We start from the raw sequence: 20038 nt of genomic DNA, 5'->3' as shown, positions 1-20038 counted from the left end.
ATCATCTACTACAAAAGTGCATCGGTCATCTGAACCTTCGGTCGCGGCCCCGTGAGCGGCCGAAGGCGGTCCCGCTGTCGTCCCGTCCCGCGTCGTCCGGTGTCGTCCTGCGCTGAACGGCACCGGTCGACAGTGAGCGACGGTGGGCGACGGCGGGATCGTCCCGGTCCCGGGCGGTCAGCGCACCTCGAGCAGGGTCTTGCCGACGCTCGCGCGCGACTCGATGGCGGCGTGCGCGTCGGCGGCCCGGTCGAGGGGGAAGCGCTGCCCGATCAGCGGCCTCAGCCGTCCGGCCGCGGCCTCGGCGAGGGCGCTCTCGGTGCACTCGCGCATGAGCGGAGGGGTGAACCTCGCCTGGACGAGCGTGACGCCGCGCGCGGCCGCGGCCTCCTCCCCGATGCCGGCCCGCTCCCCGCTCGCCAGCCCGAAGCTGACCATCCGCCCGCCCGGGCCCAGCAGCTCGAAGGCGGCCCGGGCGATGTCCCCGCCCACCCCGTCGAGGACGACGTCGACGGGGGCGATCCCGTCGGTCCAGCCCGGAACCGTGTAGTCCACCACCTCGTCGGCGCCCAGGTCGCGGGCCACCCCGGTCTTGCGCGGGCCCCCGGCCGCCGCGACGACGGTGGCGCCCGCCGCCGCGGCGAGCTGCACCAGGAGGGAACCCACACCTCCGGCCGCCGCCTCGACCAGCACCCGTTCCCCCGGGCGTGGGGCGGTCGCGCGGATCATCATGGTCGCGGTACGCCCGTCGGCCAGGATCGCGACCGCGTCGTCCAGTGCCAGGCCGTCGGGAACGGCGAAGAGCCCGGCGGCGTCCACCGCGGCCCGCTCGGCGTAACCGCCGGAGCCGCCCGTGGAGGTCACCACCCGGCGGCCGACCAGCTCGGGGCCGACGCCCTCACCGGCCGCCACGACGACGCCCCCGACGCCGTTGCCCGGGATCATCGGCGGCTCCGGTGTGAACGGCGCCGGGCCGCCCGACCGGAACTGGGTCTCCACGAAGGTGATGTTGGCGTAGGCCACGTCGATCAGCACCTGTCCCGGCCCCGGGACGGGATCGGGGGCGTCCCCCGGTACGAGCACCTCGGGCCCGCCGAACTCCTTCAACCACACCGCGCGCACGACGTTCTCCCCTGTTCGGCCGGTATCGGCCTCAGGATGCAACCTCAACCGGACTCGAGGTCAACCGCGGTCGCCGGGGGCCGGTCACGCGGGGCCCTGGGCAGGCGCGTCCCGGTCAGCGGCCGCGGTGCTCGCCGGGGCGGTCGAGCAGCAGGTCGGCGGCGCGGGCGAGGACCTGGGCCCGGGTCCGGTCGCCGTGGCCGGCGGCGAGGAAGTGCTCGCCGATCGCCACGCAGAAGGCCAGCAGGCTGCGGGCCTCGACCTCGTCGGGGTCGGAGCAGAAGGTGCCGATCAGCTCGCGCAGCAGCGCCATGCGCCGGTCGTCCACCCTCCGCAGGCGCTCGGCGACCGCCTCGTCGCGCCGGGCCCAGTCCCGGATCGCGAGGTCGATGGGCAGCAGGCGGTCGTCGGAGAAGGTCAGGACGCCCGCGCGGTAGATCTTGGTCTTCGGGTCGCCCCCCTCGCGCTCGATACGGTCGATCACCTCGTCGGTGCTCTCCCGTTCCCAGGTGTCCAGCATCTCCGTCAGCAGCGCGGCGCGGTCGGCGAAGAACCCGTAGAACCCGCCCTTGGTGACGCCGAGCCTCTTCGCCAGCGTCTCGACGCGGACGGCGTCCGGGCCGCCGTCGGCCAGGGCGCGCAGCCCCTCCTCGACCCACCTGTCACGGGGTGTGCGCGTCGCTCCCACGATGTGTCCCACCTCACCTCTAGGCGATATATACGCCACCGTATAAACGGGGTTACCCTCATTTTATACGGTGGCGTATATGTGAATGGAGACCGTGAGATGGTCGTCGGCAGTGTCATGGGGACGCGTGACGTCCCCGCATCCGTCCAAGCTCTCAGCTCGTTACCCGATTTCAACTATGCCGACCACTTCGTCCTGGCCACGACCGTGGAGGCGACGCCGGAGCGCTGGGCCCGGGCGATGTTCGGCGACGTCCCCGATGCCACCGAGCTGCTGATCTGGCGCGGCTTCCTCGGCCTCCGGCTCGACCGGAGGCGGTCGCCGGACACGGTGGCCGGATGGCGGATCGGCGGGCGCGGCGACGACTGGGTCCGCCTTGAGGCCGCCTCCTGGTTCCTGAGCGGCAACCTTCTCGTACGGGTGGCCGACGGCGGGGTGTCGCTGGCGACCTTCGTGCGCTACGACCTGCCCCTGGGCCGGGTCGTGTGGCCCCCGCTGTCCGCCGTCCATCGCCTGCTGGCCCCCGGGTTGCTCCGCGACGCGGCCGCGAAGGTGGCGGCGGCGGAGAGAGGCGACCGCGAACCACGACCGTGATCCGTCCGGGAGTCGACCAGAACCGTCCTGGAGTCGTCCTGGAGTCGTCCGGGACCGTGCGGGACCGTGCGGGACCGTCCGGGATCGTGCGGGGGAGGGGGTTCCCGGCCTGGTGCCGGTCACCTCGCAGGGCGGGCCCGTTCGATGCCGGTCGTCCCTGGGGCGGGCTCCGGCCGCCGCCGGTCCCTTCGGCGATCGGAATCGATGTACAGGATTTCCTGAATTCAGGATTCCATGTACCATGCGGTCATGCTGACGCTCGCCCCCGAGATCGAGGTGCTCGTACGGTTCGGACGCGCGCTGGCCGATCCGATCCGCTGCCGCATCCTGCTGGCCCTGCGCCAGGCCCCCGCCCACCCGGCCGAGCTGGCCGAGGTGCTGGGCATCTCCCGCACCCGCCTGTCCAACCACCTGGCCTGCCTGCGCGACTGCGGCCTGGTCGTGGCCGTCCCCGTGGGCCGGCGCACCCGCTACGAGCTGGCCGACGCCCGGCTCGGCCACGCCCTGGACGACCTGCGCACCGCCGTCGTCGCGGTGGCCGCCGACGCCGAGCGCACCTGCGCCGACGCCGGGCGGCAGGGCTGCTGCTGATGGCCACCCTCTCCCTCGGCCCCGCCCCGGCCCGCCGCGCCGTGCTGACCCGGCGCATCCGGCTGCTGGTGGCCGCGACCATCACCTACAACGTCGTCGAGGCGGCCGTCGCCATCACCGCCGGCACCCTGGCCTCGTCGTCCGCGCTGATCGGCTTCGGCCTGGACTCCGTCGTGGAGGTCGCCTCGGCCACCGCGGTGGCCTGGCAGTTCTCCGCCGCGGACCACGAGAGGCGGGAGAGGGCCGCGCTGCGCGTCATCGCGTTCTCGTTCTTCGCGCTGGCCGCCTACGTCGGCGTCGAGGCCGTCCGGGCCCTGCTCGGCGCCGACCAGGCCGGGCACTCCACACCCGGGCTGATCCTGGCCGCGCTCAGCCTGGCGATCATGCCGCTGCTGTCGTACGCCCAGCGCCGGGCCGGTCGCGAACTCGGGTCGCTCTCGGCGGTGGCCGACTCCCGGCAGACGCTGCTGTGCACCTACCTGTCGGCGGTCCTGCTGGTGGGCCTGGCCGCCAACAGCCTGTTCGGCTGGTGGTGGGCGGATCCGGTCGCGGCCCTGGTGATCGCGGCCGTGGCGGTCAAGGAAGGCCGCGAGGCCTGGCGCGGGGACGCCTGCTGCGGCCCGGCCGCCGGGCGGGCGGGCGGATCGTCACCGGCCTGTGGTCGCTGACGGTGCCGGTCCAGGGTGCCGGTCCGGGGTGCCGGTCCGGGGTGCCGGTCCGGGGTGCCGGTCCGGGGTGTCGGTCTGTCGGTCCGGGGTGCCGGCCCGGGTGCCGGACGAGCGTCGAAGGATGCCCGGGGCCCTGACCTCGACGCGATCCTCAGGTGCGATGGGAAAAGGACCTATCCCATCATGATTGCCATGGAGTTCGCCTTTCCCCTCCGGAATCTGCGACGGTATCGTGGTGGTTCGTGACGACGTTCCGGATCGACGAGGCCGCGTGACGGCCGGGCGTCTCGCCCGATGGGCGCTCGCGGCACCGCTCGCCCTCGCCCTGGCCGCCGGTGCGGCGGGCTGCGGCGCCGGTGACCCGGCCGCCCCCTCGGGGGACGGTGCCACGACGCTGACGGTGTTCGCCGCCGCGTCGCTGACCGGGACGTTCACCGAGCTGGGCAGGGCCTTCGAGGCCGCGCACCCGGGGACGACGGTGCGCTTCAACTTCGGCTCCAGTGCCACCCTCGCCCAGCAGGTCGTCCAGGGCGCCCCGGCCGACGTCTTCGCCGCCGCCAGCCCGGCCACGATGAAGACCGTCACCGACGCCTCGCCGACCGCCGCGCCCCCGGTCACGTTCGCGCGCAACCGCCTGCAGATCGCCGTCCCCGCCGATGATCCGGCCGGGGTCGACGAGCTGGCGGACCTCGCCGACCCGAAGGTGAAGGTCGCCCTGTGCGCCGAGCAGGTGCCCTGCGGAGCCGCCGCGGCCAAGGTCCTGGACGCCGCCGGTCTCACGGTCACCCCGGTCACCCTGGAACAGGACGTCAAGGCCACCCTGACCAAGGTCGAGCTCGGCGAGGTCGACGCCGCCCTGGTCTACAGGACCGACGTCCTGGCGGCCGCGGGCAGGGTCAGGGGCATCGACTTCCCCGGGGCGGAGAAAGCGGTCAACGACTATCCGGTCGCCGCGCTCTCCTCCGCGGCCGCTCCCGAGGCGGCCGGGCGGTTCGTCGACCTGGTGCTGTCGCGACAGGGCCGGGACGTGCTGACGAAAGCCGGTTTCCAGGTCCCCTGAGACACGAGACCGGGACGGGCTCCCGCGTCCCGGCGACACGTCATGCCCCCGTACCAGGGGCGGGGCACGGCCGGTTCCGCGGGCGTCGTCAAACCGTAGGTGATCGTTCGTTCACGCCTTCACCGCCGATGTGTCGGGGTCGGAAGCACGGGTAGGCGAACCCGTCACAGCCGCCCGTCAGGGCGGGGGAGCGAGAGAAAGGAGCGACCATGTCCACCGCACGAGAGATCATGACCGCGGGCGCCGAATGCGTGCAGGCCGAGGAGACCGTACTTGAGGCGGCCGAGAAGATGGCCCGTCTGGACGTCGGCTCGTTGCCGATCTGCGGCTCCGACGACCGTCTCCAGGGCATGCTCACCGACCGGGACATCGTGGTGAAGGTGCTCGCCAAGGGCAAGGACCCCAAGAGCTGTCTGGCCGGCGAGCTGGGCGAGGGCAAGCCCGTCACCATCGGTGCCGACGACGACGCCCGGGAGATCCTGCGCACGATGGCCTCGCACAAGGTGCGCCGCCTGCCGGTGATCGACGGTCACACGCTCATCGGGATGGTGGCGCTGGCCGACGTGGCCCGTGCCCTGCCGGACGCGCCGGTCGGCGACCTCCTCGACGCGCTGACCAGCGACTGACGCTCACCGGCGACTGCCCGGCGCGCCGGGGCGGTGGGCGACCGCCGCCCGGCACGCGACCGGCCGCCTCGGGCGGCTCCACCGTGACGGTGGAGCCGCCCGACGCGCGTCCGAGGCCGGCTCCCTCCGAGCGGACGGGTCCCCTCCGAGCAGACGGGTCCCCTCCGGGCGGACCGGTTCCCTCCGAGCGGACGGGTCCCCTCCGAGCAGACGGGTCCCCTCCGGGCGGACCGGTTCCCTCCGGGCGGAGGGGGGGCACGGTCCCCGCGCGCGGCCCGGAGCGCGGGGGCCGAGGGAGATCCCGCCCGGATGCCGGTCCCCGCGGGGCGGGGACCGGGTCTCACCCTCGCTGGCCGGTCGTGGCGATGCCCTGCAGGAAGTACCGCTGACCCAGGAAGAAGATCGCGATCAGCGGCAGCGTGGTGATCACGCTGGCGGCCAGCACGATCTCCCACTTGGGGTCGCCCCCCTGGTAGAACTGGTCGACCACCGCCTTCAACCCTCTCGGCAGCGTGTAGAGCGCCGGGTCCTGCAGGTAGATCAGCGGTTTCATCAGGTCGAACCAGCTCGCCTTGAGCTCGAAGACGAACGCGATGATCAGCGCCGGCCGCGACAGGGGGAGCGCGATCCGCCAGAACAGGTCCAGGTACGAGGCGCCGTCCACGCGCGCCGCCTCGAAGACGTACCGGGGCACGCCCAGCAGGAACTGGCGCAGCAGGAAGATGTAGAACGCCGAGCCGAACAGGTTGGCCGCCCAGAGCGGCACCTGCGTGCCGGTCAGCCCCACCGAGTTCCAGATCAGGTACGTCGGGACCAGCGTGACCGCGCCGGGCAGCATCATCGTGCCCAGCACGCTCGCGAACAGCAGGCCCCGGCCGGGGAAGCGGAAGTAGGCGAAGCCGAACGCGACGAACGCGCTCGACAGCGTCACCGCCAGGGCGGCGACGACGCCCACGACCAGGGTGTTCACCAGCCACGTCAGCATCGGCGCGGCGTCCCAGACCGAGATGTAGTTCTCCGGCTGGAACGGCGACGGCCAGGGCAGGAACGGGTCGCTGAACGTCCGGTCGCGCGGTTTCAGCGACGCCGAGACCAGCCAGACGAACGGGTAGATCAGGATCGCCGAGGCGACGGCCAGCACGATCAGGAAGAAGATCCTCCGGGTCGGCCTGCCGGCGTCGTCGGGCGCCGGCGCGGCCGGCTCGGCTGCGGGGGGCGCCTGTTGCAGGGTGGTCATCGGCTGCGCTCCTCGGCCTCGTAGTACACCAGCCGGTTGCCCACCTTCACCTGGATCACCGTGATGATCGCGATGACCAGGAACAGCACCCAGGCCAGCGCGGAGGCGTAACCCATGTGCAGGTACTGGAAGGCCTGCTGGAAAAGGTAGATCACGTAGAACAGGGCGGCGTCGCCCGAGGAGTTCTGGGCCTGCGTGTTGCCGAAGTACATCGTGTAGACCTGGTCGAACATCTGCAGCGAGGCGATCGTGTTGACGATCACCACGAAGAACAGCGCCCCGCCGATCATCGGCAGGGTGATCGACCGGAACCGCTGCCACGTGCTCGCCCCGTCGATCATCGCGGCCTCGCTCAGCTCCGCCGGGACGTTGCGCAACGCGGCGAACAGGATGATGGTGGTGGAGCCGAGGTTCCACAGCGACATCAGCACGATGCCCGCCAGCATCCAGTCCGGGTCACTGGTCCACTGCGGCCCCTGCACCCCGAACAGGGCCAGGAACTGGTTGACCATGCCCACCTGGCCGTTCAGCAGGAACAGGAAGAGCACGCCCACGGCGACGTGGGGGGTCATGGACGGCAGGTAGAAGATCGTCCGGAAGACCCCGGCCGCCCGGCCGGTGATGCGGTTCAGGATCAGCGCCAGCCCCAGGGCCAGCGCGATCGAGAGCGGGACGTGCAGCACGGTGTAGAACAGGGTGTTGCCGATGGCGCGTATGACCTTGGGGTCCTGCGCCATCGTGGCGTAGTTGTCCAGGCCGGTGAACCGCGGCGGGCTGATCAGGTCGTAGTCGGTGAACGACAGCACCAGGCTGGCGACCATCGGCCCGAGCTGGAAGAGCAGCAGGCCGACCACCCAGGGCAGCACGAAGACGTACGCCCAGCGCGTCTCCGGGCGGGAGAGCGCGGCTTTCAAGGCCGGCCCCCCGCGGGCGTGCCCGGACGGCGGCTCACGGCTGCGCCTCGTCGATGGCCTTCTGCGCCTTGGCGTCCGCCTCCGCCAGGGCCTGGGCCGCCTTCTGCCGCCCCTGCAGCACGTTCGTGCCCGCGTCCTGCCAGGCGGTGTTGAACTCGGCGGCGGCGGCCGACTGCGGAACCACGAAACCGGCCTCCTGCACGGCGCGGATGGTCTTCACGGCGTCGTCGTAGGCCTTCTTGCCGCTGGGCTTGACCACCTCGGAGAAGATCACCTCATCGGCCTTGGCGTTGCCGGTGTAGGTGCCGATGTTGACCTTCCCCTCCTTGGCGCGCTTGTCCGCGCGGGCGCGGGCCGCCGCGACCCAGGTGTCGGCCGCGGTCATCGTCTTGATCCACGAGCAGGCCGCGTCCGCGTTGCGCGCGCCCTTGGGGATGACCCAGGCGTTGCCGCCCACCATGTTCACGGGCTTGCCCTGACGGTCCTTGAACGGCACCACCGTGATGTCCGCGTCCGGGGTGACCCCGGCCATCGCGCTGATCACGAACTGCTCGGTGAGCATCGCGCCGATCTGGTCCTTGGCGAACGGGTTGCCCTCCCCGAAGTAGTCGAACGTGTCGGTGAAGGCCTTGAGCTTCTTCCACCCGCCCTGCGACTCCACCAGGCCGGTGGCGTACTCCAGCGCCTCGCCGACCTTCGGGTCGTCCAGGTTGACGGTACGGCCGTCCTCGCTGAGCAGGTCCGCGCCGTTGGCCTTGGCCCACAGCGGCAGGAACTCCGGCAGCTTGGGGTAGAAGCCGAAGCGCTCGATCTTGCCGTCCTCGATCCGGGTCATCTTCTTCGCGAGCCGGGCCAGCCCGTCCCAGTCGGAGGTGTCGATGCTCGCCGGGTCCACCCCGGCGTCACGCGCGGCCTTGTTGTTCACCAGCAGGACGATCGAGTTGTAGAACTCGGGGATGGCGTACCACTTGTCGGCGAAGCGCACCTGCCGCTGCGCGGCCGGGTAGAAGTCGTCGGTCGCGATCGACTGGCCGCTGATGCAGGAGTCCAGCGGCTGGATGGCCCCGCGGGCGGCGTACCCGCCGATCCGGTCGCGGCCCAGGTAGACCACGTCCGGCGGGTTGCCCGAGGCCACCGCCGACAGGAACGCCTGCTCGTTGAACTGGCCCTGGTTGATCGTCACGTTGACCTTGGGGTACGCCTTCTTGAAGGCGTCCACCCGTACCGTGGCGATCTCGTCGGGAAGACCGAACCCCATGGTGGTCAGGGACGACGCCCCGGAACCACTGCTCCCCTCGGCAGGTCCCTTGTTCGCCCCGACCCCTCCGCACGCGGCCAGAGAACCGGCCAGCATCGCCGCCGCGGCCACACGCCCTGCTCGTGAAACAGGCATCTTCGCCCTCTTCCTGAAAGTGAGTGCGCTCCGTCTTCCCCCTAAACGAGAAACAAACAAGTACATGTCACTCCTTTTGCCGACCGGACCTGCGGACCGGCGGCAGGACGGCCGTCCGGCCCGCAGAAGTGATGATCCGGACCATCTCACAGTCCGGACGGGGCCGGAAGCCTCGGCGGCCGGGCCCTCAGGCGGGCCGCACGGACCAGGACGGCTCGTCCTCCAGGTCGACGGTCACCTCCACCGCCCGCTCGCCGTCGCTCACCCGGTAGGACAGGGCGGTGTTGGTCAGAGCGGTGACCGTGGTGCGGGCCCTGGCCAGCCAGGGGCGTTCCCGCCGGAAGGCGATCAGCTCCCTGTGCAGCCGGTGGACCTCCTCGCCGCCGGGCGACAGGGCGGGCAGCAGGGACGGGTCGTCGGGGAAGGCCGGGCGGATCGCGTCGTCACCGCCCGCGCGCTCCTCCTTGACGCCCCGCATGCCCCGCTCGTCGCCGGCGTAGACCGACGGCACGCCGCCGACCGTGAACAGGACCGCCAGGGCGGCCCCGAGGTGGCGGGGGTCGTCGAGCCTGCTGGCGATGCGCGTCACGTCGTGGTTGCCGACGAACGTCAGCGGCGCGAACGTCTCCAGGAAGGTGTTGTGCCGGTCCAGCGCCCAGGCCAGCTCGAAGAGGTTGCGGTCGTTGAGGGAGCTCCGGATCGCCTTCCACAGCTCGTACTGGGTGACGGAGTCGAGGCCGCCCTTCTCCACGAACGCGGCGTAGTCGCCGTGGATGACCTCGCCCACCAGCCACGCGTCCGGGAAGCGCGGGCGCAGCCGGTCGGTGACCTTCCGCCAGAACTCCACCGGCACGGCGTAGGCCGCGTCCAGCCGCCATCCGGCGATGCCGCGCTCCAGCCAGTACGCCATGACGCCGGCGACGTGGTCGACGACCTCGGGGTTGCCGTGGTCGAGCTCGGCGAGCCGGTCGTGGCCCTCGAACGTGCCGCCGCTCAGCCAGCCCGGCGGCGCTGCGAAACTCCGGCCCACGTGGTTGAAGACCCCGTCGAGCAGCACGCCGAGCCCCCGGGAGGAGGCCGCGCCGACGAGCGCGACCAGGTCGGCCTCGGTGCCCAGGCGCCGGTCGACGCGGAAGTGGTCGACGGTGTCGTAGCCGTGGGTCTCGGAGGCGAAGACCGGCCCCAGGGCCAGCCCGTCGCAACCGAGATCGGCCGCGTGGTCCAGCCACCGCTCCAGCCTCGCCAGCCGGGGCACCGGGGCCGCGGACGCGGGCAGCGCCTCGGCCTCGGCTCCCAGGAAGCCGAGGGGATATACGTGCCACCAGATCATGGTGTTACCTCCGTCGGTGAGTTCATCCTCCCTATCAGCTCCGGTACCGGCCGGCACCACCGGGCACGCCATGTCACCTGCCCCCGAAGGGGACGGGTGACGTGTGGGTGGTTTGGCGTACCTTGCCGGTGATGGCATGCTCTTTCGCGGAAGACGTCGCGCGGGGTGGCGCGCTCCCCGGCCGCGGACCGCGGGGCACGGGACCCGCCGGGCGGATCCCATCGGATCCGGGCGGGGGCGCGCCGGGGGAGGAGCACGATGGCCGGCACGGCGTTGCGGCCCGGAGATCCCACCGACCTCGGTCCGTACGCGATCGAGGCCAGGCTCGGCGAGGGCGGGCAGGGTGCGGTCTACCTCGCCCGCGACCCGGGTGGTGAGCACGTCGCGATCAAGATGCTGCACCCGAGGTTCGCCGCCGACCCGGTCGCGCGGGCCCGCTTCCAGCGGGAGATCAGCGTCGCGCGGCAGATCGCCGAGTTCTGCACCGCCCGGGTGCTGGACGCGGGGGAGAGCGGCGACCACCTGTACGTGGTGAGCGAGTTCATCGAGGGACCGTCGCTGCAGCAGGCCGTCGAGAACGAGGGACCGCGCGACGGCGCCGCCCTGCAGCGCATCGCGATCAGCACCGCCACCGCGCTCGTCGCCATCCACCAGGCCGGCATCGTGCACCGGGACCTCAAGCCGGCCAACGTGCTGCTCGGCCGCGACGGCCCGCGCGTCATCGACTTCGGCATCTCCAAGGCGCTCGACGCCACGCTCACCCAGACCAGCGGCGCGGTCGGGACCCCCACCTACATGTCGCCCGAGCAGATCCACGGCCGGCCGGCCGCCGCTCCCTCGGACGTCTTCAGCTGGGCCGTGACGATGGTGTTCGCCGCCACCGGCCGCCCGGCGTTCGGCCAGGACAGCATTCCGGCCGTGCTGCACCGCATCCTCACCGCAGAGCCCGACCTGTCGGAGGTCCCCGAGGGACTGCGGCCGCTGCTGGCGGCCTGCCTGGCCAAGGCGCCCGCCGACCGGCCGGTCGCCTCGGACCTGCTGTTCCGGCTGATCCGCCAGCCCTCCCCGGGCACCGGGCCGTCCGCCGTGGCCTCCCCGTCGCCCGCCCCGGACCCGACGCTCCCGGCCCCGAAGGCCGCACCGCCCTCGCGGAACGTCGCGCCTCCGCAGGCCGGCCCGTCCCCGCAGGGCACCCCGCCCCCGTCCGGCCCGCCGTCCCGGCCGTTCCCGCAGCCCGCCCCGGACGCGCCGTTCCCGCCCGGTCCCGCGCAGTCCGCGCCGGCCCCGTCCGGGCCGTTCCCGCAGCCCTCGCATGCCGGGGTCTCCCCGCTCGAACCGGGCGCCGGCCCCCGGGAGTGGAGGTCCCCGGGTGATCCCGGTGCGGGGTCCCCGGAGACGACCGCGCCGGGCGGTCCGGGCGGTCCGGCACGGTCGCGCCCGTGGCTGATCGGGGCCGCCGTCGCCGTCTCGGCGGCCGTGGTCTCGGCCGCCGGGATCTTCGTGCTCCCGCCCCTGATGGCCGGGACCGGGGAGAAAGCCGCCGATCCCACCCCGGTGGTGCTGTCCGGCTCCCCGGACGGCACCGTCTCCGCCTCCGGCACCCCCTCGCCGGACGGTTCCTCCTCGCCGGACGCCTCCCCGTCCGCCGACGCCTCACCCTCTCCCGTCGGGTCCGCGTCCCCCGCGGCCACCCCCACCGCCATCACCGGGGACTGGAAGAGCGCCCCCGTCGGCGGCCCGCTGCGCGGCCACCGCGACGACGTGGGAACGGTGCAGGTCGCCCGGGTGGACGGCGAGCCGGTGATCGTCTCCGGCGCCAACGACCGCACCGTCCGGCTGTGGGACCTGGCCACCCGCAAGCCGCTGGCCACGCTCACCGGGCACACCGACTGGGTGCGGTCCGTCGCGGTCACCGAGCTGGACGGCAGGGCGGTCGCGGTGTCGGCCGGTGACGACGGGACCCTGCGCCGCTGGGACCTGGCGAGCCGCAAGGCGATCGGCAGGCCCGTCGCCACCGGTGGCAGCGTCTTCTCGGTCACCGTGGCCGACCTCGACGGCGAGCCCGTCGCGGTGACCGGCGGCCGGAACGGGAACCTGCGCGTGTGGAACCTGAGGACCGGGGCCGCGATCGGCAGGACCCGCCGCGCCTCCACCGCGCCCGTGTTCGGCCTGGCGGCCGCCGTGCTCGACGGAGAGCCCGTTGTGTTCACCGGGGGCGGCGACGGGACGGTGCGCCGCTGGCCGCTGCGCGGCGGGGCCGGTGAGACGATCCTCGTCCAGCGCGGCCAGGTCTCGGCCGTCACCACGGCCGAGCTGGACGGCAGGCTCGTGGTGCTCTCCGCGGGCGGCGCGCAGGAGATCCACATCGACGACGCGGCCGGGGGCGGTGAGGCGCGCCCGCCGATCCTGAGCCACACCGGCTGGGTCTACTCCCTGGCCGTCGGCCGGGTGGGCTCGCTCACCGTCGTGGTCTCCGGCAGCAACGACTCCACCGCGCGGGTCCACGACCTGGACACCGGGGAGCGCGCGGGCAAGGCGTTCAAGGACCACGACCACAACGTGTTCGGCGCCGCGGTGGCCGACCTGAAGGGACGTCCCGTCGCGGTCACCGCCGGCGGCGACGACACCGTCCGGGTCTGGCGCCTGGGCTGACCCGCCGGACCGGCCGGACGGTGTCCAGGTCGGTCCGGTCCAGGTCGGTCCGGTCCGGGTCGGGCGGACCGGCCCGGGTCGATCCGCTCCGGCCCGGGGACGGCCCGGGGTGGATCAGCGGTGAAGGGTCTACTTCAGGTACGGCCCGGCGGCACCGATCCTGCCGGGGGCCGGGTTGCCGGGCAGGGAGAGCACGTACGCCCTCAGGTTGCCCTTGCCGCCGGGTGCGATCGTCAGCGTCCCGCCGGTGACGACCCTGGTGTCACCGGTGACCGCGTCGACGTAGGTGCCGTTCGGGATGCCGGTGAACGTGGCCCCGCCGGAGACCGAGACCAGCACGAAGCTGTCCACCGCCCCCTGCGTGAAGCGGCGTTTGAAGGCCATGTCGCCCGAGACGCCCTCGGTGGAGTACTGGCCCTTCTGCAGCGCAGGGATCGCCCGGCGGATCCGGTTGAGCCGCTGCACGTGCCTGACCAGCGGCTTGTCCAGGGTCTGCGCCACCGCGCCGGTGGCGCCGGAGACGGTGCCGAAGTCCGGGGCGGTGACCGACCCGGCCAGGTGGCCGCCGTAGTAGGCGCGGCCGGTGGTGGCGAGCGGGCAGGTCGGCCCGCAGTCGATCCTCTTGCCCCTCTGGAACTCGATCTCCGAGCCGTAGTAGAGCGTCGGGATGCCGCGGAAGGTCCACATCAGGCTCATGTTCTCGGCCCAGGCGTCGGTGCCGCCGTCGAAGCGGACCGAGGACTTGTTGGGGCCGTAGTCGTGGGAGTCGACGTAGACGGTGTTGAAGGTGGCGTCGTTGTAGCTGTCGTCGGAGTCCTTGCCGTTGTGGAAGGCGTTGGAGGCCTCGCCGAAGTTCATGTGCATCCGCATGTCGATCACGTTCATGCCGGAGAAGGCACTGTGGTCGGGCGCGTGGTAGGTGTTGCCGTTCAGCGTGGCGTTGGTGCTGACGGGCTGGTTCCCGGTGCCCATCAGGTTCTCGTGGTCGTACTGCTCGATGGCCGCCTTGACGTCGTCGGCGCTGTACTGCTTTCGCTCCTTCCAGGTGTAGAACTGCGCCGAGTGGTTGACCGAGCCGCGGTTCCACTTGTCGTGCACGAACGCGGCGACCTCGCCGAAGACGTAGAAGTCCTTGGCCTTGGCCGCGCCGAACCTCGCGGTGGCGTGCGCGCGGATCGCGGGCAGGAACCGTCGGTTCCAGGTGACGCGGGGGACGTGCACGGCGGTGTCGACACGGAAACCGTCCACGCCCATGTCGATGTACCTGTTGTAGACGTCGATCAGGTAGTCCTGGACGACCTTGCTCTCGGTGTTGAAGTCGGCCAGGTCCTCGTGCAGCCAGCAGCTGCGCGAGTCCTCGCCCTCCCAGTTGCCGATCCAGCAGTTGTGCTAGAACATACGCTCAAGGGCAACCGGAGGATCGTCATGGTCAAGCTCGCCCCGCTGGATCCCGGCTATGTACCTGTCGTCTCGTACGCGCGCATCTCCGCCGACAAGGCTCGTGACAGGCACGGGGTGAAGGATCAGCACAAGATCAATCGGAGGACGGCGGCCAAGCACGGGTGGACGATAGTTCACGAGTTCACGGACAACGACAAGTCAGCATCCAAAGTGACGGTTGTCCGCGACGAGTTCGAGGCCATGCTGAAGGCGCTCCACGCGGGGCAACTGAGCGACGGAACTCCGATTCGGGGTGTCGTCGTCTGGGTGGATGACCGGCTCACCCGGCGCCCTGGCGATTACGAACGTTTCGTCGAAGCTTTCACGTACAACGACGGGTTCGTCTACGCCGATGAAGATCGAGTTCTTGACCTGTACAACGAAGACGTCGAAGCATCCGGGCTCACGGCGGCCGTGCAAGCGAAGAAGGAAGTACGGAGAATACAGCGTCGCACCCGGCAGTCTCATCGCCGTCGAGCGGAAGAAGGCATTCCGGTCGGCGGGCCCAGGCGATTCGGGTGGAAGAAGGACGGGCGCACCCTCGACCCCGTTGAATCCAAGTTCTGTAGTGATGCTGTTGACAGGTTCATCGCGGGTCAGTCGCTATCCTCTATCGCGGTTGAATGGAACCGGGCAGGGATGCTCACCACCCAGGGCAACCCCTGGAAGCCGAGTAGCGTTCGAGTGGTGATCTCGAATCCTCGAATTTGCGGCTACCGCGAACTGGACAAAGAGCTGGTGCGGGACGAGAACGGGGATCCTGTCGTCGGCCAGTGGGAAAGGATCGTCTCTCCCGAGAAGTGGATGGCGGTTCGAGAGATACTGGACGCCCGTATCGGTAAGTTCGTTGACGCGAAGGGAAGCGTAATCGGTGATCTGCCTCGTGACTTTCGTGACCCCTCGTATCTGCTCACTGGAATCTTGCGGTGCGGAAAGCCCAGGGAGGACGGGCGGGCTTGTAACACTCGGTTGAGAGTGAAGAACTATACGGACGGGAAGACTTTCAGATATGTCTGCCAGGCGCCGTCCGTGGGTGGTTGTTCTGGTGTAGGACGCCGGGGGGATGTGGTGGATTACTTCATCTCGGAACTCGTTCTCGGCAAGATGGAGGAAGCGCGGTTCGTTCAACCCGAAGACACTTCGTGGCCTCACGAAAACGAGTACAAAGACGCTCTTGAACGCTTGGAGCAGTTGACCGACAAATGGATTGCCGGAAATTTCTCAAACGATCATTATTTTCGTGTTCTTCCGAGACTGGAAGAAGAAATTCGACGTCTGAGATCCGAGAAGGCGAAATTCTCGGCTAGTTTGGAACGTCGGCAGAGCCGGTCATCCATCGACATCGCCGATCTACGGCGGCGTTGGTACCTTCCCGTGGAAGAGGGGGGAATGCCGATCTCACTGAAGCGTGCGCATATTCGCGAAGTACTGCATGCGGTGATCGTTCTCCCGAGCGGACGACTGGGAAGGGTGCCGTTCAATCCCGATCTTCTCGTACCTGTCTGGCGCGAAGGGTAGTCAAGACGTCCTAGACGTCCTGGAACGTCAAGGGATCTGTGCTCCTTACCGAAGGGGCACAGATCCCTTACTCATTGCGTCTACCTGGTGCGAACTGACGGACATCTATGGACTCCTGTGGACGTCTACGGACTCACAGGGACGGCTGGCGAAGCTACGCAAAGGGAACCGTGAACTGCTGCTACCCGTTGCATATGTGGTAGACCTTGAACAGTTCCCCCAGCCTCCTGATCACTCCGAAGCAAGCGAGAAACCGGCCGCGACAGTTCGAGCGCAAGAAAGCCACCGGGCAAAAAATATGATCAGCCGTTCCGCTGGAGGGCCCCGGCCCAGCGGTAGGCCGCAAGACCTGGCAGCGCTCACCGGTTGTTAGTCGTCGCATACAAACACTCCAAGATCCTCTCGCTGAAAGCACCATCGCTCTACACGCCGTGACCTGTCTCGGCGTGCCCTGCGTTGGTGCTTTCGTCGTCTCCGGATGTGGTGGATGGCTTCCGTCGAGGAAAGGAGGCCCCTGCTGGTACCCGAAGAAATGGGACCGTACGCCGCGCTTGCCGAGGAGTGGTGCAAGCGCAAACTCGCCGAATCGCCCCGGTGGTCTGCCGAGAGATGGCAGCGTATCGCCGCTATTCATGGCCTTCAGTACACGGATGACGTGCCAGCCGTGCCCACGCTTCCCACCGAGCATGGGAGGGATGGCGCGTGATCCCTGATCTCTCACCCGATATCAGGGCCGCGCTCGAACGGGCGGCCATGCCGGACTTCACCCGGTGGCAACGCATGGTCTACGCCACGGGTGGCTGTGCCCAACCGGTCCGCCTGCACGGTGAACGCCTGACCTTCGACGGCGCGACCGGTGAGATCCTCGACGTCTACCGGACGGCCGACGAACCCACCGGGTTCCTGCTCACCGCCTGCGGTAACCGTCGTGCGTCGCGCTGTGCGGCCTGCTCGGCGGTCTACAAGGACGACACCTACCACCTGATCATCTCCGGCCTGCGCGGCGGCAAGGGCGTCCCGGAGGACGTAGGCGGTCACCCCCGGGTGTTCGCCACCTTCACCGCCCCCTCCTTCGGCGCGGTTCATGCTCACCGCACGGGCAAGAACGGTAAGCCGTTGCCGTGCCGTCCCCGCCGTGGCTCCCCGATGTGCCCTCACGGCCGTCACGAGGGCTGCGGCAGGCGCCACGATCGTAAGGATTCACACGTGGGACAGCCGCTCTGTGTGGACTGCTACGACTACCAGGGCGCGGTCTTGTGGAACGCTCACGCCGGAGAGCTGTGGCGCCGCTTCACTCAAGCGCTCCCGGCTGCCCTGGCTCGTCTGCTCGGTGTGCGTCGGGCCTATCTGCGTGAGGTGCTGCGCCTGTCGTATGCCAAGGTCGCCGAGTACCAAGCGCGCGGCCTGGTCCACTTCCACGCGGTGATCCGCCTCGACGGTCCGGACGGTCCTACATCTCCTCCGCCGGACTGGGTGACCGTCTCACTGCTGGACGTCGCGATCCGGCACGCCGCCGAACAGGTCGTCGTGCCTGCCTCGGAACAACCGCCGGATGCTCCGCCTCCGGTCCTGCTGCGCTGGGGGGATCAGCTCGACGTGCGGCCGGTCTTCGTCTCCACCGATCTGGACGGCGTGAGTGATCAGCGGGTGGCGTCGTACGTGGCCAAGTACGCGACCAAGGGAGCCGAATCGGCGGGCACGGTGGATCGACGCATCCGAGATGTCGCAGACGTCACCCGGCTGCCCGTGACCGAACACGCCCGGCGCATGATCTACACCTGTTTCGCTCTGAGTCGCCTGCCTCAATACCGATCCATCCCGCTGCGGCAATGGGCTCACATGCTGGGCTACCGGGGCCACTTCTCCACCAAGAGCCGTTACTACTCCACCACCCTCGGCCAACTCCGCCGGACCCGTGCCGACTACCGCGCCGCGCAAGCTCGGACGCTCCTCGGGTTGCCCGATCCGGCCGACGGGAGCACCGTCACCCTGGCCGAGTGGCGCTATGCCGGAAGCGGCTACCGGAACGGCGAACCCTTCTGGGCCGAAGTGGCTCGGGAACGCATCGCCACCGCCCGCAGGATCGCCAAAGAACAGGCAGCACAATGAAGCCCGTTGTCACGCGGCGGGCGGTGGGGTTTCGGGGAAAATCATGGATTGCAGGTGTTCGCGCGCCTGCCGTATTTCTGGGGTGGCGTTCCATTTGAGGGACGCTCGGAGTATTTCATGCACCCGCTTGTTGACTCTTGCCGAAGCGACGAACGGGAGTGCTCGCGCCAGTTCGTTCATCCGGTCAGCTGCGAAAGACGGGTCGGAAGCTCTTATTGCCGTTTGTATCTGCCGCCCCAGGTATTGAGCCCGGAAAAGTGGCGACCATTGCCCGATCGTGCTGGCTGCTTCGTTCAGAAGCGTTCCAGCTTCCCGGTATTCGCGAAGGTGGCTCAGTCCTATGCCGACGTCACCCGCTAAGGCAGCCTCCCCGAAGGGAGAAAGTCCTTCGATGTTGAGCGCGCGATCGAGCGCGTCCCTGGATGCTGTTTTCTGCTCTGGTATGAGCGCCAGGGAACGCCCAAGCCTCATGTTCAAAGATGCCTGCTGGCTACTGGTGATGTCCGGGACCTGCAATCCTCGCTGGGCGTAGGTCACCCCTCGGGCGTGGTCACCTCGATAGAGACTGACTCGGCTCAGGCTGTCGTACGCGCGGGCCTGGCTCTTGAAGTCCTGAGCTCGGAGTGCGAGGTCAAGCGCGATCCCACCGGTCCGGTCGGCCTGGGAAAGTTTCCCCGCGTCATACAGAACGAGAGTGACCTGGTACATAAGTTCGGAGATTGCTTTTTGTAAGGGCCGTTCGTTGACGTCCTTTAGTACTCGGTCAACGTGCTGCATATGGCTTGACGCACGCGACATAAGCGGAATTCCGCCAAGCTCATACCGACTACGGGCAAGCGATGTAGCCAGTGTGTTCACATAATTGGCGTCCTGGTAGGGATTCGCGCTGGTAGAGGGGACGAAGATAACGGATGCGGCGGCTGCCAGAAATTCCCTGCGTTCCACGGACTCCTCCACTTTGGGAGATATGCGTATTTCCCAGCCTACGCGTGCCAGTAACTTGATGGCCTTGGCCATGCCAGTGTCCTTCTGACCTCGGGGCACTTCGGAGACCCATGCCTGGGAAACACCTAGCTCGCGGGCGAGATCGGTCTGGGTCCACCCTTGCTGCTCCATGATCGCTTTAAGGGCCTCGGGGAAAGTCCGCACATCCACCGAACGAGCGTATCGCTATGAGCGATCTCTCCCCTAGTACCTCTATCGCTGTAAGCGATGCCCTTGCTGGTGCTCTCAGAAACGGGTCGGAACCATAAGGAACCCAAAGAGCGCACGCTGGTGAGAGGAAAGACGGGTGTTATGAGGGTGACGCAAGGCGAAGCAGAGGAGCAGAGCAAAAACCGGCGTAGCGACGAGTCCGGCGAGGTGATCACCGACGCTACAGCGGAAAGCCAGGACAAGGCTCTGGCTGTCGTGCAACGACTTCTCGCCGAGCATGGCATCCGCGCTTGCCGTCACAGCACGATCAGTCTCGGGCTCTATGGCAACCATACTGACTTCCCTACCTGGCCCAACCGACCTGATTACCGGACGTGGGTGAAGCGGTATCCACCGGAACTCACAGTGGTCGACCCTCGGGGGTGGCGCGATATCACGGTGACCATAGGGCCGCGCTCAGGGTGTTACCTGGTGTCCATCCGCAACGGTTCTGATCTTCAGGCTGTCGGGCAGGAGCAACCGGAAAAGGTAGTTGACCTGGTCCTGGCCGCTCGGGGGACGTGATCGTGTACGGCTGGGTCATCCTGGGCGATGCGGCCACGAAGCGAGTCAACGGCCAAGAGATCATCATCACTGCTGGGAGATCGGGTGATCTCGGGGCGGCCATCAAGGCTTGGGAGGACGACGAACGTCGCCGGATGTTGTACGAACTGGGAAACCTCGGTCGCCTGGTCAACGACGCGTTGGACCGGTTGCGGCAGGCCAGGGACACCTGATGGTGGCGATCGGGTAGGTCGCTCTCGCTGTTGGTAACCATGTCATTCGGTGGCAACCCGACCCGAAGCACAGGGCCGCCAGGCCCGAGACATCCGATGGGCGGGGCGTGTCAACCCGGTCCGGAGTGACCGTCGGCGCGAACGGCGGGGTGTGGGCATGACAGT

18 protein-coding genes are annotated in these 20038 nt (G+C 69.3%); 10 read left to right on the top strand and 8 right to left on the bottom strand.

Annotated elements, in window-relative coordinates:
- Positions 1–177: 177 nt before the first annotated feature.
- Positions 178–1122: a zinc-binding dehydrogenase gene (locus ACZ6RT_RS32195; RefSeq protein WP_470157601.1), complete on the bottom strand. Its 945-nt coding sequence runs from the start codon at positions 1120–1122 to the stop codon at positions 178–180.
- Positions 1123–1237: 115 nt separating this feature from the next.
- A complete protein-coding gene (locus ACZ6RT_RS32190) occupies positions 1238–1810 on the bottom strand; it encodes a TetR/AcrR family transcriptional regulator (RefSeq protein ID WP_470157600.1) in 573 nt (190 codons plus the stop codon).
- Positions 1811–1909: 99 nt separating this feature from the next.
- Between ACZ6RT_RS32190 and ACZ6RT_RS32185 the strand changes: the two genes are divergently transcribed.
- The 5 genes from ACZ6RT_RS32185 to ACZ6RT_RS32165 all read left to right on the top strand — a co-directional run bounded on the left by ACZ6RT_RS32185 (position 1910) and on the right by ACZ6RT_RS32165 (position 5349).
- Entirely contained in the window at positions 1910–2404 is a 495-nt protein-coding gene (locus ACZ6RT_RS32185; RefSeq protein WP_470157598.1) for a hypothetical protein, read from the top strand.
- 249 nt (positions 2405–2653) lie between these two features.
- A complete protein-coding gene (locus ACZ6RT_RS32180; protein ID WP_399189355.1) occupies positions 2654–2995 on the top strand; it encodes an ArsR/SmtB family transcription factor in 342 nt (113 codons plus the stop codon).
- Complete coding sequence (locus tag ACZ6RT_RS32175) at positions 2995–3663, top strand: cation efflux transmembrane domain-containing protein (RefSeq protein ID WP_470157596.1); 669 nt, start codon at positions 2995–2997, stop codon at positions 3661–3663. Before ACZ6RT_RS32180 ends, ACZ6RT_RS32175 begins: the two co-directional genes overlap by 1 nt.
- A 271-nt stretch (positions 3664–3934) precedes the next feature.
- Positions 3935–4723 (top strand): molybdate ABC transporter substrate-binding protein, encoded by a 789-nt coding sequence (modA, locus tag ACZ6RT_RS32170; protein WP_470157594.1) that lies wholly within the window; start codon positions 3935–3937, stop codon positions 4721–4723.
- 209 nt (positions 4724–4932) lie between these two features.
- A complete protein-coding gene (locus ACZ6RT_RS32165; protein WP_344908231.1) occupies positions 4933–5349 on the top strand; it encodes a CBS domain-containing protein in 417 nt (138 codons plus the stop codon).
- Positions 5350–5689: 340 nt separating this feature from the next.
- Here ACZ6RT_RS32165 and ACZ6RT_RS32160 read toward each other — a convergent pair whose 3' ends face one another.
- The 4 genes from ACZ6RT_RS32160 to ACZ6RT_RS32145 form a co-directional block, all read right to left on the bottom strand.
- Complete coding sequence (locus ACZ6RT_RS32160; protein ID WP_399189349.1) at positions 5690–6586, bottom strand: carbohydrate ABC transporter permease; 897 nt, start codon at positions 6584–6586, stop codon at positions 5690–5692.
- Entirely contained in the window at positions 6583–7500 is a 918-nt protein-coding gene (locus ACZ6RT_RS32155) for a carbohydrate ABC transporter permease (RefSeq protein ID WP_470157592.1), read from the bottom strand. The genes ACZ6RT_RS32160 and ACZ6RT_RS32155 overlap by 4 nt, the downstream gene beginning before the upstream one ends.
- Before the next feature lie 34 nt (positions 7501–7534).
- Complete coding sequence (locus ACZ6RT_RS32150; protein ID WP_399189345.1) at positions 7535–8893, bottom strand: ABC transporter substrate-binding protein; 1359 nt, start codon at positions 8891–8893, stop codon at positions 7535–7537.
- Between the two features lie 187 nt (positions 8894–9080).
- Positions 9081–10223, bottom strand: a complete 1143-nt coding sequence (locus ACZ6RT_RS32145) for an alpha-amylase family glycosyl hydrolase (RefSeq protein WP_470157590.1) — start codon at positions 10221–10223, stop codon at positions 9081–9083.
- Positions 10224–10481: 258 nt separating this feature from the next.
- Between ACZ6RT_RS32145 and ACZ6RT_RS32140 the strand changes: the two genes are divergently transcribed.
- Positions 10482–12875, top strand: a complete 2394-nt coding sequence (locus ACZ6RT_RS32140) for a WD40 repeat domain-containing serine/threonine protein kinase (protein ID WP_470157588.1) — start codon at positions 10482–10484, stop codon at positions 12873–12875.
- Positions 12876–13004: 129 nt separating this feature from the next.
- Here the strand turns inward: ACZ6RT_RS32140 and ACZ6RT_RS32135 are convergent, their stop codons facing one another.
- Positions 13005–14201: an alpha-amylase family glycosyl hydrolase gene (locus ACZ6RT_RS32135; RefSeq protein ID WP_470157643.1), complete on the bottom strand. Its 1197-nt coding sequence runs from the start codon at positions 14199–14201 to the stop codon at positions 13005–13007.
- Between ACZ6RT_RS32135 and ACZ6RT_RS32130 the strand changes: the two genes are divergently transcribed.
- Both ACZ6RT_RS32130 and ACZ6RT_RS32125 read left to right on the top strand, forming a co-directional pair.
- Positions 14091–15833, top strand: a complete 1743-nt coding sequence (locus tag ACZ6RT_RS32130; protein WP_470157587.1) for a recombinase family protein — start codon at positions 14091–14093, stop codon at positions 15831–15833. The genes ACZ6RT_RS32135 and ACZ6RT_RS32130 overlap by 111 nt on opposite strands.
- Positions 15834–16535: 702 nt before the next feature.
- Positions 16536–17942: a replication initiator gene (locus ACZ6RT_RS32125; protein ID WP_470157585.1), complete on the top strand. Its 1407-nt coding sequence runs from the start codon at positions 16536–16538 to the stop codon at positions 17940–17942.
- Positions 17943–17951: 9 nt separating this feature from the next.
- Here the strand turns inward: ACZ6RT_RS32125 and ACZ6RT_RS32120 are convergent, their stop codons facing one another.
- A complete protein-coding gene (locus tag ACZ6RT_RS32120; RefSeq protein WP_470157583.1) occupies positions 17952–19097 on the bottom strand; it encodes a helix-turn-helix domain-containing protein in 1146 nt (381 codons plus the stop codon).
- 57 nt (positions 19098–19154) lie between these two features.
- Here ACZ6RT_RS32120 and ACZ6RT_RS32115 point away from each other — a divergent pair, with 57 nt between their 5' ends.
- Both ACZ6RT_RS32115 and ACZ6RT_RS32110 read left to right on the top strand, forming a co-directional pair.
- A complete protein-coding gene (locus ACZ6RT_RS32115) occupies positions 19155–19661 on the top strand; it encodes a hypothetical protein (protein WP_470157582.1) in 507 nt (168 codons plus the stop codon).
- A gap of 2 nt (positions 19662–19663) precedes the next feature.
- Positions 19664–19873, top strand: a complete 210-nt coding sequence (locus tag ACZ6RT_RS32110; protein ID WP_470157581.1) for a hypothetical protein — start codon at positions 19664–19666, stop codon at positions 19871–19873.
- Positions 19874–20038: the final 165 nt, after the last annotated feature.

Source organism: Streptosporangium sp. NPDC050148 (genome assembly GCF_055586505.1).
The sequence above is the reverse complement of the archived record's forward strand: the minus strand, read 5'-3'. Positions and strand labels throughout refer to the sequence as shown.